General features: G+C 56.3%; 11 protein-coding genes. 2 read left to right on the forward strand and 9 right to left on the reverse strand.

Translation table 11 applies throughout. The annotated features are described in order from the left end of the window. Window positions 1-65 precede the first annotated feature (65 nt). The 3 genes from AD659_RS19460 to AD659_RS19470 form a co-directional block, all read right to left on the reverse strand. Window positions 66-854 carry a DUF2182 domain-containing protein gene (locus tag AD659_RS19460; RefSeq protein ID WP_053124157.1) on the reverse strand — a complete coding sequence of 263 codons (789 nt, stop codon included), beginning with the start codon at window positions 852-854 and terminating at the stop codon, window positions 66-68. A 2-nt stretch (window positions 855-856) separates the two neighbouring features. Beyond that, complete coding sequence (locus tag AD659_RS19465; RefSeq protein WP_053124159.1) at window positions 857-1492, reverse strand: DUF1326 domain-containing protein; 636 nt, start codon at window positions 1490-1492, stop codon at window positions 857-859. Window positions 1493-1840: 348 nt separating this feature from the next. Then, on the reverse strand, window positions 1841-2803 hold the full coding sequence (locus tag AD659_RS19470; protein WP_053124161.1) for a zinc-binding dehydrogenase: 963 nt from the start codon (window positions 2801-2803) through the stop codon (window positions 1841-1843). A gap of 139 nt (window positions 2804-2942) precedes the next feature. Here AD659_RS19470 and AD659_RS19475 point away from each other — a divergent pair, with 139 nt between their 5' ends. After that, a complete protein-coding gene (locus tag AD659_RS19475) occupies window positions 2943-5021 on the forward strand; it encodes a carboxy terminal-processing peptidase (RefSeq protein WP_167352837.1) in 2079 nt (692 codons plus the stop codon). Between the two features lie 119 nt (window positions 5022-5140). Next, window positions 5141-6928, forward strand: coding sequence for a bifunctional diguanylate cyclase/phosphodiesterase (locus AD659_RS19480; RefSeq protein WP_053124165.1), 1788 nt, complete (start codon window positions 5141-5143; stop codon window positions 6926-6928). A 247-nt stretch (window positions 6929-7175) separates the two neighbouring features. On the opposite strand, the gene AD659_RS19485 is transcribed toward AD659_RS19480, so the two are convergent. The 6 genes from AD659_RS19485 to AD659_RS19510 all read right to left on the reverse strand — a co-directional run. After that, window positions 7176-7598: a hypothetical protein gene (locus AD659_RS19485; RefSeq protein ID WP_053124167.1), complete on the reverse strand. Its 423-nt coding sequence runs from the start codon at window positions 7596-7598 to the stop codon at window positions 7176-7178. 125 nt (window positions 7599-7723) lie between these two features. Beyond that, window positions 7724-8068 carry a hypothetical protein gene (locus tag AD659_RS19490; protein WP_053124169.1) on the reverse strand — a complete coding sequence of 115 codons (345 nt, stop codon included), beginning with the start codon at window positions 8066-8068 and terminating at the stop codon, window positions 7724-7726. An 82-nt stretch (window positions 8069-8150) separates the two neighbouring features. Continuing rightward, window positions 8151-8510: a hypothetical protein gene (locus AD659_RS19495; RefSeq protein ID WP_053124214.1), complete on the reverse strand. Its 360-nt coding sequence runs from the start codon at window positions 8508-8510 to the stop codon at window positions 8151-8153. 359 nt (window positions 8511-8869) lie between these two features. Then, window positions 8870-9286, reverse strand: a complete 417-nt coding sequence (locus tag AD659_RS19500; protein ID WP_053124171.1) for a hypothetical protein — start codon at window positions 9284-9286, stop codon at window positions 8870-8872. Window positions 9287-9343: 57 nt separating this feature from the next. Beyond that, on the reverse strand, window positions 9344-9766 hold the full coding sequence (locus AD659_RS19505) for a hypothetical protein (RefSeq protein ID WP_053124172.1): 423 nt from the start codon (window positions 9764-9766) through the stop codon (window positions 9344-9346). Window positions 9767-9786: 20 nt separating this feature from the next. Continuing rightward, a partial coding sequence (locus AD659_RS19510; RefSeq protein WP_211269636.1) for an RHS repeat domain-containing protein occupies window positions 9787-10824 on the reverse strand: 1038 nt, incomplete at its 5' end.

Below are 10824 nucleotides of genomic sequence, written 5' to 3' on the forward strand. Positions count from 1 at the left end.
CGCCACGGGGGCGATCCAAGCCCGCGAATACAGGACCATACAAGCGAGCTTGTTCGCCCACAGGTTCAACCTAGCAGCAGCCAAAAACTCCAGCCGAGCAACAACACACCACAGGCACGACTGAGCCAGAGTCCCTGGGGCAGGTTTTTCTCCAGCAGGATGAAGGCCCCTATCACTGCCACCCAGAGCAGGTTCATCACGCCGACCACGAACAGCAACCCCATCAGCGCCCAACAGCAGCCCAGGCAGTAAGCGCCATGGGCCAGGCCCATGCGCCAGCCGCCGAGCACGTCGGGGCGCCAGTAGCCCAGAAGAAAATGCAGCGGCCCGCGACAATGCTCAAGGCAGGCGGCCTTGCTTGGCAGCCACTGATAGACGCCTGCCACCAGCAACAGACCGGCGCCCAGGGCGGTACTGGTGGTGCGCATCCCCGGGCTGAGCAAGGCGAGTTGCTCGAGCGCCCATTGCAGCGCCGTAGCGCCCAGGGCGAAGCCAGCCCAGACCAGGCCATAGGCACTGCAGAACAGCAGCAGGGCCAGGTGTCGTTGCGGTGCTGGCATGCGCTTGCGCAGCATCTGCTGATAGATCAGCAACATGGGCAGGGCGCTGGGCAGCATCATGCCGACCATCATCACCCCCCACATGGCGAACATCAGCAGCGCATCGGCCAGGCTCCAGGGCATGATCATGCCGGCCATTGCCGCATCCGCCATGCCACCCGGCGCATTCATGTCGCGGGCCATGCGCAGCAGCGTCAGCCAGGCCAGGGCGGTCAGCGCGAGCAGGCAGAGCAGGAACAGCCACTGCTCGCCTGTCAGCCGCTTGCTCTGGGTCGCCGCCTGGGGTTCTGCCATCGTTACGGCTCTATGCCATGGCCGGTGAAGTGCACGTGGGCGAGGTGGCTATGACTGCCCTGGGATTGCAGCTTGAGGGCGGAATGCGTCTGGTAGCTGCCGCTGGCGACTTCAGCCTCATGGAACTCGAAGCCCTCGGGCAGGGATAGGCGGACGCGATGCGGTGAGCCGTCGATTGGGCTGCGGATCGGCTCGCCGCTGGCCTGCAACACACCTGGAATGTCCAGGTGCGCCAAGCGTTGATCGACATCGATGGATAGGGTAATCGACACGAATTGCGGCTCGAACGCTTCAGTCATGGTGCTGCTGAACACCTGGAACACGTTGGCCCCAGGGTCGCTCTCCAGGCCAGAAAGGATGGTCAGCAGGGCCTGGCGTTGCGCCTCGTCGGCACGTTCATCGATGAACACCTGACAACTGCCGTTGCCCTCATGGATGGCGCCCGGCCAAGCGAAGGTGGCGGCCCAGCACAAGCCATCCAGCGCCACCTGATTGAAATAGCCGTGCTCCACTCGCATCGACGCCACCGCCTGGCAGTGACCCTGGGTCGGTGGTGCATTGAATTGGCAGGGGCAGCCCCAATTGCAGTTGCAGGCAACGAATTCGACGCCCTGCATGCGCCATTCGGCGATGGCCATGATCAACCTCTTCACCTCGCAGATGAAATGAAAGCTGCGGTTACCCCATCCCCATTAGTTAACGCTAGCAGGGTTAGCGCAACGGATACGGACTGCCGACCAGAGGTCCGCTTGCCCGAGGTCGCCGGTCAAGAGTAGAAGCCACCGTCGATAGGATGAGAGGGCCCGTCATGTTCCCGCGGACCTGTAGGAGCTGGCGAAGCCTGCGATCCTTTGATCTTTCGCTTGGGATCCGATTGTTCTTGGAAAGATCGCAGCCTCGTTTCACTCGGCAGCTCCTACATCGCTCCTACATAACTCCTACATAGCTCCTACACATCTGCCACAGGTTGCACATAGCTGTCGCAATCAGCTCAGACTTTCATCGATCAGCAGCACCAACTTGCCGGACACCTGGTTGGTTGCCAGCTCCGCGAACGCCGCTTCGGCGTCCTTGATCGCGAAGGTCCGGGCCAGTTGCGGGCTCAGGCGTTTGTCGGCAAACAGCGGCCACACCTGTTGCCCCAGCTCGCTGATCAGGTCGGCCTTGAACTGCTCGTCGCGGCTGCGCAGGGTCGAGCCGAGCAGTTGGATGCGCTTGCCCAGAACCTGGGCCAGATCGAGCTCGGTCGAGCGCCCGCCCATCAGGCCGATCAACACCCAGCGCCCGTCAACTGACAAAAGTTTCACGTTGAGTTTGGCGTAGCTGCCGCCCACCGGGTCGAGGATCACGTCGAAGGGACCCAGGTCGTTCAAACTCTCCAGGCCATCGGTGCGTACCACGCCGCCTTGGGCGCCCAAGGCCTCGCAATAGGACAGCCGCTCGGTCGACCCGACACTGACCCAGCACGGGTTGCCGAACGCCTTGCACAGTTGGATCGCGGCCGAACCGACGCCGCTGGCCCCGGCGTGCAGCAGCACTTTCTCGCCCGGTCTGAGCCCGGCCAGTTGGAACAGATTCAGCCACGCGGTGCTGTAGACCTCAGGCAGGGCGGCCGCTTCAGCCAATGACAAGCCCTCGGGCACTGGCAATACATGCCGGCCATCGACCACCGCCTCCTCGGCCATCCCACCGCCGGCCAGCAACGCGCACACGCGGTCGCCCACCTGCCAGGACGAGCCCGGCCCGACCTCGCTGATCACGCCGGAACATTCCAGCCCCAACACCTGGCTGGCGCCGGGTGGCGGCGGGTAAAGTCCGGCTTTTTGCAACAAATCGGCCCGATTCAGGCCGGCGGCCGCCACACGGATGCGAACTTGCCCGACATCACACGCCGGACTTGGCTCATCAGCCCATACCACTTGGCCTTCAACGCCTTGCAATGCTTTCACGGTGCCTCCATAGTGAGTCTCGACTGGGCCCGCTGCTTCAACGCCGGGCTTTCTTGCATTATGCGCCCGGGCCACATGGAACCGGCGACTTCAAAGACGGCCTAATATGCGTTATCAATTGTCCCTGCGTCGAATCAGCATGAAGCATTTGTTCCCCAGCACCGCCCTCGCGCTCGTCATTGGCCTCGGCCTGTTACCGTTGTCGAACGATACGTTCGCAGCCAACAGCTGGGACAAGCTTCAGCCCGATCGTGACGAGGTGATTGCCAGCCTTAACGTCGTCGAATTGCTCAAGCGCCATCACTACAGCAAGCCGCCGCTCGATGACGCGCGCTCGGTCATCATCTATGACAGCTACTTGAAGCTGCTCGATCCATCGCGCAGTTATTTCCTGGCCAGCGACATCGCCGAATTCGACAAGTGGAAGACCCAGTTCGACGATTTCCTCAAGAGCGGCGACCTGAACGCCGGGTTCACCATCTACAAGCGCTACCTGGACCGCGTGAAGGCGCGCCTGGACTACGCCCTTGCCGAGCTGAACAAAGGCGTCGACAAAATCGACTTCAATGCCAAGGAAACCTTGCAGGTTGACCGCAAGGACGCCCCGTGGCTCAAAAGCACAGCCGAGCTCGATGACCTGTGGCGCAAACGCGTCAAGGACGAAGTGCTGCGCATGAAGATCGCCGGCAAGGATCCCAAGCAGATCCAGGAAACCCTGACCAAGCGCTACAAGAACCAATTGGCGCGCCTGGACCAGACCCGCGCCGAGGACATTTTCCAGGCCTACATCAATACCTTCGCCATGTCCTACGACCCGCACACCAATTATCTGTCACCGGATAACGCGGAAAACTTCGACATCAACATGAGCCTGTCCCTGGAAGGCATCGGTGCCGTGCTGCAAAGCGACAACGACCAGGTGAAGATCGTGCGCCTGGTCCCGGCAGGCCCTGCGGACAAGACCAAGCAGGTCAGCCCGGCGGACAAGATCATCGGTGTCGCCCAAGGCAACAAGGAAATGGTCGACGTGGTCGGCTGGCGCCTGGACGAAGTGGTCAAGCTGATCCGTGGCCCGAAAGGCTCGGTGGTGCGCCTGGAAGTCATCCCGGCCAGCAATGCGCCGAACGACCAGACCAGCAAAGTCGTGTCCATCACCCGTGAAGCGGTGAAGCTGGAAGAACAGGCCGCGAAGAAATCGGTCCTCAACCTCAAGCAGGACGGCAAGGACTACAAGCTCGGCATCATCGAGATCCCGGCCTTCTACCTGGACTTCAAGGCCTTCCGTGCCGGGGATCCGAACTACAAGAGCACCACCCGCGACGTCAAGAAACTGCTGACCGAACTGCAGAAGGAAAAAGTCGACGGCGTGGTCATCGACTTGCGCAACAACGGCGGCGGCTCCCTGCAGGAAGCCACCGAACTGACCAGCCTGTTCATCGACAAGGGCCCGACCGTACTCGTGCGCAACGCCGATGGCCGGGTGGATGTGCTCGAAGACGAAAACCCGGGGGCGTTCTACAAGGGGCCGATGGCCTTGCTGGTCAACCGCCTGTCGGCGTCGGCCTCGGAGATTTTCGCCGGCGCCATGCAGGACTATCACCGTGCGCTGATCATCGGCGGCCAGACCTTCGGCAAAGGCACCGTGCAGACCATCCAGCCGCTCAACCATGGCGAACTGAAGCTGACCCTGGCGAAGTTCTACCGGGTGTCCGGCCAGAGCACCCAGCACCAAGGCGTGCTGCCTGACATCGATTACCCGTCGATCATCGACACCAAGGAAATCGGTGAAAGCGCCCTGCCCGAAGCCATGCCGTGGGACACCATCCGGCCGGCGATCAAACCGGCCGTGGACCCGTTCAAGCCTTACCTGGCCCAACTCAAATCGGACCACGACGCCCGTTCGTCCCAGGACGCGGAGTTCGTGTTCATCCGCGACAAGCTGGCCCTGGCGCAGAAGTTGATGATGGAGAAAACCGTCACCCTCAACGAAGCCGACCGTCGCGCGCAGCATGCCGACATCGAGGCCAAGCAACTGGCCATGGAAAACCTGCGTCGCAAGGCCAAGGGCGAAGAACCGCTCAAAGAGCTGAAGAAAGAGGACGAAGACCTGATCACCGAGCCGGAAAAAACCAAGCCGGAAGACGATGCCTACCTGAGCGAGACCGGGCGGATCCTGCTGGATTACCTGAAACTCAACACGGCGATCGCCAAGCACTAGGATGATGGCGATTTAATGGTGATGCTCGTCGGAGTGTCATCAAACTGACATCAGTCTGTCGTGAAATACAGGACTGGGTGCTCCGCGCCCGGTCCTTTTTTTTATCGCCAGAGACTGCCATGACCACGACAGAACAGCTGAGTGCCTTGAGTTCGATCCTGGCTCAAAGCGGTTTGCACAGCCTGTTCCAACCGATCATCTGCCTTTCCGAACGGCGTATCGTGGGCTATGAAGCCCTGACCCGCGGGCCTTCCAACAGCCCGCTGCACTCCCCTATCGCGTTGCTCTCGGTAGCGCGTCAGGCCGGACGCCTCAGCGAGCTGGAACTGGCGTGCCGCCGCAGCGCCTGCCAACGCTTCAACGAGCAAAAACTGCCAGGCAAGCTGTTTCTCAACGTCTCGCCCGAGTCCTTGCTGGAGTCCGCGCACCAGACGGGGCGCACGCTGCAATTGCTGCAAGACTTCGGCATCGCCCCCAGCCAGGTGGTGATCGAACTGACTGAACAGACCCCCATCGATGATTTCCAGCTCTTGCAAACCGCCCTGCATCATTATCGGGCGATGGGTTTCTCGATTGCTCTGGACGACCTCGGCGCCGGTTACTCGAGCTTGCGGCTGTGGTCCGAATTGCGGCCCGACTATGTGAAGATCGACCGGCATTTCATCGACGGCATCCATCAGGACGCCCTCAAGCGCGAGTTCGTGGGCTCGATTCTGAAAATCGCCCGGGCCTCCCGCGCCCAGGTGATCGCCGAAGGGATCGAATTGCCGGAAGAACTGGCGGTGCTGATCGAAATGGGCGTCGACCTGGTCCAGGGCTATCTGCTGGCCCGCCCCCAGGAACAACCGTCACGCGACGCCAGGGCGCTGATGCCCCGGCAGGACAGCGGCGTGGCGGCGCTGAATGATGAGGTCAACGACCTCAGTGCGCTGCTCAACGAACAGCCGGCGGTGGCCCACAACACGCCGACAGCCTCCGTGCTGGAGGCATTCCGGCGCCAGGCCAACCTCAACTCCCTGGCGGTGCTGGACAATCAGAACCAACCCTGTGGCATCGTCCACCGCCACTCACTCTCGGACGCCTTGCTCAAGCCCTTCGCCACTGACCTGTTCGCCCGCAAGCCCATCAGCCGGTTGATGAGCGATGACTTCCTGGCGGTGGAGTTGAACCAGTCGCTGCAACAAGTCAGCCGCTTGATCACCAGCCGCGCCCGACAGCGCATCGAAGAAGACTTCATCATCACCCTGAACGGCGGCTACCTGGGCCTCGGCCGGGTGATCGATGTGCTCAAGCTCATCACCGAACTGAAAATCCAACAGGCCCGCTACGCCAACCCACTGACCCTGCTGCCGGGCAACGTCCCCATCCAGCAATGCCTCACGCGCCTGCTGCAACAACGGCAGGAGTCGGTGATCTGCTACGTGGACATCGACAGCTTCAAGCCCTTCAACGACATCTACGGCTACGGCCGTGGCGACGAAGTCCTGCTGTGCCTGGCCCAATGCCTGAACGAACGCATCGACCCCAGCCGCGACTTCGTCGGCCACATCGGCGGCGACGACTTCCTCTTGGTCCTAGGCCCGGAAGACTGGCGCAAGCGCCTGGACCAGCTACTCAGCGACTTCCAGACCCACTGCCGCCGCTTCTACCGCCCCGAACATTTGGAGGCAGGATGTTTTACGGCGTTGAACCGACAGGGGGTTCGACAGGAGTTTGCGTTGTTGTCATTGTCGATTGGCGTGGTGCACCTGCGCACCGAGGACTGCGGCGTGCTGGATGCCAGCCAGTTGGCGGAACTGGCTTCCCAGGCCAAGCACCATGCCAAGGAGATTTTGGGAGGGAGTGTGTATTTGGTGGAGGGTTTGGCTGAGCGGGAGCTTGTGGTGGAGTTGGGGTTGTCGGTGTAAGTGAATCCCGCATTGGCCCGTACGCCTGGCGCTACCCCTGTGGCGAGGGAGCTTGCTCCCGCTGGGCTGCGCAGCAGCCCCCTCTTCTGAACGGCAACCTCGGTGTGTCTGGTTGATCGAGTAGGCTGTTTTGGGGCTGCTTCAGCCCAGCGGGAGCAAGCTCCCTCGCCACGAAAGCGGTTGGGTAGTGTAGTAGGAACGATCATATTTCCACCTTTTGAGACAAAGTCCCTTATCGGCAATTTAGCTATATATAATCCCAAGTAGATCTGTCCTCAGACTCAGCTTTGCGGAGATCATCCGCCCATAGCTCACTCGCCAGTCTGTATATATCTTCAAAAAAAATTCTTGGATCGTCCATTGCGTCCCACCCGTTGGGTAGCGATGAGCACTCCTGACAATCATGTTCTAGTAAAGCCTGAAAATCATAACTGCTGTCTCGCAGCGCTTCTTCCAAACTTTTATACAATGCAAACTTTTTCCTGTACGTTATTTTCCATTTTTTAGACAGCGAGTAATTTAAGATCAATGTCTCTCGATCCGCTGGGCTGTTGGGATCATATTTTTCAAGCTCCTCCCCTAGCGTTTCTTCTCGATCATATATTTCAAAGCAACCCAAAAAATACGCAGGCGTGGGTATATAGGACTGGCCGGTGCTTGGATCGATCATTTCATTGCTTCCTATTCGATCATTCCCTCGCTCCTGCATGGGAACGCCGCCAGGGGCTTTTCGCTTCTGGAAGGTGACGCAAAGCATCTGCGAGATGCATTCCCCCCGGCAGAGCGTGGGAACGATCAACTCTCCGCTTGATATCTCATCAAAGAAGCCAACAGGACTCGCATAAATCGGCGCTGATCATTAACATCATCAAAATACGCATCCAAATTCAAAAAAACCCTATCAAAGCTATCACCGTTTTCTAGGAAATAGCTGAGAGTATTAATCAACAAAATTTTATCCTTTGGACTGTGAAATAAAAATTCCGGACGAATCAACAAATCAAATAGTTGACCCAACTCCTCATCATCATTTACATTTTTTGAAGTTATTATTTCCTCACGCGCCACGTCATGAGTATTTTCAATACTGAAAACAAACAACAACCCCCAGACATCATGCAAATCATATGCGAGCCGCACTTAATCCCACCTGCAAATGCTCTACCTCAATTGAGCGCTTCATCTCATCCATGCCTAGTTACCTTTCGAATATTTCCCCCAATTAAATTATAAACTTCCCCTCTGAGCAATAGCGCCTGAGGCAGCCCAGCAATATTTCCATAAAGTGTCGCCGATCATGAATTTCCTGATCAAAATACGTATCCATATCTTCAAACAAAATATCAAAGGTGTCGCCAGCCTTCAGATAATAGCTAATTATTTCAATATATTTTTCCTGCGCGCTGGGCGGACAACTCAAAAACTCCGGTCCAAGCAAGATATCAAACAACTCAGAGAGTTCAGCATCGACATTTATATTTTTTGAAACTATCAGCTCCTCCCGCTCTTCGTTGCGGGCATTCTCAATATTAAACACAAACAACAACCCTACCAAGGGCATCATGCTTGGTTTTTGTTTCATTTTTTTGGACCTGCACATGCAGTTACTGGATCATTTTTATTCAATATTACTAATGCACGACCATATGTGGCCGTCTCTGTTATACCCCTCTCCGACCTTTCGCCAAGAATCGATCGACTCAGCACTTTCAAACAAATCATTGCGCCTAAAAACGCGTGTCGGCCTATAAATCACGTTCAATTTATCTCTATGACTTACGAAGCGTGTCGCCGCTGAAGGAGTTTTCGGCAGCCCTCCCTACGACCCCTATTATAATTTCGATTTCTCCAGTCCCAGGGTTTCGGCCTGTCGTAACACGTTCTAGTGTGCTGTTCTCGAAATAATCTACCCATTAGCCCGCAGGCGACACCCCTCAAAACTTACCAACTGGATGGATCTTCCAGAGCAGCTTCTTGGAGATCTTCCTTCCATTTCTCTTTTGCTAACATGTAAACATCTTTAAAAAAACCTTTTGGACTTTTCAAGCTATACCACTCCCCGCGAGGCCAGCTACCAGCACAGTCTTCTTCTATGTCAAACACGCTTTGAAAATCAAAAGTCGGATCATTGAGTTTTTCCTTAAGAAATGACAGCAACACATACCTATGCCTATAAGACAAGCATTCCAGATCCAGCCCATACTTACGAATAAGCTCCAGCCTATCGTGCGCATCATCAGGATCGTAAATTTCTAGCATCGCCCCACGAGTCTCTTCGCGATCGTATACATCAAACCGCCCAACAAACCACATAAGATCAGGAACAAATTTCTCTTTTAGGAAAGGGTGTTTAAGCATCTTTCTTATTTATTAGAGCGCATTTCACTACAGACGAATTTAGAAGTTTATCCAATATCACCACGTCGAAGGGTCCTCCATAGCGGCCCTCAAAATGTCAGCTCTCCAAGCATCATTCGCCACATTAAAAACATCCTCAAAAAAGCTACGAGGCGTATCAATTTCCGATGCTGACCAAGGTGAAGGTGATGGCTCATCCGTCTCGTAGTCATATTCAAAAGCGGAAGAAAAATCATAATTTTTATTTGCTAATGCACCCTCCAACTTTTTAACAAGTAAAAACTTATGCCTGTATGACAAATACTCTTGCCCCTTGATAATATATTTTTTTATTATTTCCACCCGACCCATCTTGCTATTTGGATCAAGCTTCAATAACTCATCTTTGAATTCGCGATCATTATATTCAGTCTCAAGTCCTGCCAAAAACATGACAACGGTAGGCTCATATGGCAGCTCAGTAAATGGAGCTTTCAACATAACTTCTCCCCATACATTCGTTAGTCAATAGGAAATGCAGTAAAAGGCCTATCCACTTGCTCTTTATCGAATTTTATCTCTGCCCCATTCATATTTTCATTTAGTATTGGATTTTGACTATCCCTTCTATTGGGCTTATAACCACGACCGGCGCCGGGCATCTCAATTCTGAGGATGGGATTTCCCGCTCTATCGAAGCCCGTGTGGGCGGGCAACCCTCTTGCCTTTCTTGTTAAGGCCTCATTTAGAGCATGCAATTGCATCTTCCAACTTCTAAACTGAGAACTTTTATTTAATCTACCCGGAGCCCCGCTTATTGGATCTGTTCCGTCTATTGCTCGTTGCCTAAGCACGATATCGGGAATGTGGGGACCATGTTTGTCTATGGTATGCATATCGTATTTTTCTTCCACTTCCACAACTCGTCGCTTAGCGTTTTCTTCAGAAAGCTCCTGAATTCTGGCCCGCCGCTGCTCTGCCGTCATCGGCAGCGCCGGCTCACCCTCATTCACCCCAAGCTTGACCGTCGGGTCTTGCTTACCGACGGCGGGCTTTCTACATCCGTCGCCCGGGCAACCTTCCAACCCCAACGGATCCACCCACCCCGTCGGGTTCAAGGTGTACCGATACCCATTGAGCCCACCCGCCAACTTGCTCGGATCAGGCGCCAAATAGCGGCCAGTCTCGGGATTGTAGTAGCGGTGCCGGTTGTAGTGCAGGCCACTTTCGGGGTCGAAGTATTGGCCCTGAAAGCGCAGCGGCTGTTCCAGTTGTTCGCCGTCGCCGCGCTGGAGTTCAGTGAGTTTGCCGTAGCCGTTGTAGCGCGCCGACCAGACGATCTGGCCGGCGGGGTCGGTGAGTTCCTGGGGCGTGCCCAGGTGGTCGAGGTGGTAGTAGAACGGCGTGGCTTTTTCCGGGCCTTCGCCGTTGAGCATCGCCAGTGGACGGAAGGTGCCCGGTTCGTAGATGTAGCTGCGGTGATGGCGCGGGCTGTTTTCGGCGACGAGCTGGTCGCCCTGCCAGAAAAATTCCGTGGTCAGGCCGTCCACGGTCTTGCT

Source organism: Pseudomonas thivervalensis, assembly GCF_001269655.1.
Lineage (GTDB): Bacteria > Pseudomonadota > Gammaproteobacteria > Pseudomonadales > Pseudomonadaceae > Aquipseudomonas > Aquipseudomonas thivervalensis.

Excerpts from the sequence above, each read along its gene's own strand:
- AD659_RS19460 (WP_053124157.1), bottom strand. The coding sequence starts at position 854 with ATGGCAGAACCCCAGGCGGCGACCCAGAGCAAGCGGCTGACAGGCGAG.
- AD659_RS19465 (WP_053124159.1), bottom strand. The coding sequence starts at position 1,492 with ATGGCCATCGCCGAATGGCGCATGCAGGGCGTCGAATTCGTTGCCTGC.
- AD659_RS19475 (WP_167352837.1), top strand. The coding sequence starts at position 2,943 with ATGAAGCATTTGTTCCCCAGCACCGCCCTCGCGCTCGTCATTGGCCTC.
- AD659_RS19480 (WP_053124165.1), top strand. The coding sequence starts at position 5,141 with ATGACCACGACAGAACAGCTGAGTGCCTTGAGTTCGATCCTGGCTCAA.
- AD659_RS19485 (WP_053124167.1), bottom strand. The coding sequence starts at position 7,598 with ATGATCGATCCAAGCACCGGCCAGTCCTATATACCCACGCCTGCGTAT.
- AD659_RS19495 (WP_053124214.1), bottom strand. The coding sequence starts at position 8,510 with ATGAAACAAAAACCAAGCATGATGCCCTTGGTAGGGTTGTTGTTTGTG.
- AD659_RS19500 (WP_053124171.1), bottom strand. The coding sequence starts at position 9,286 with ATGCTTAAACACCCTTTCCTAAAAGAGAAATTTGTTCCTGATCTTATG.
- AD659_RS19505 (WP_053124172.1), bottom strand. The coding sequence starts at position 9,766 with ATGTTGAAAGCTCCATTTACTGAGCTGCCATATGAGCCTACCGTTGTC.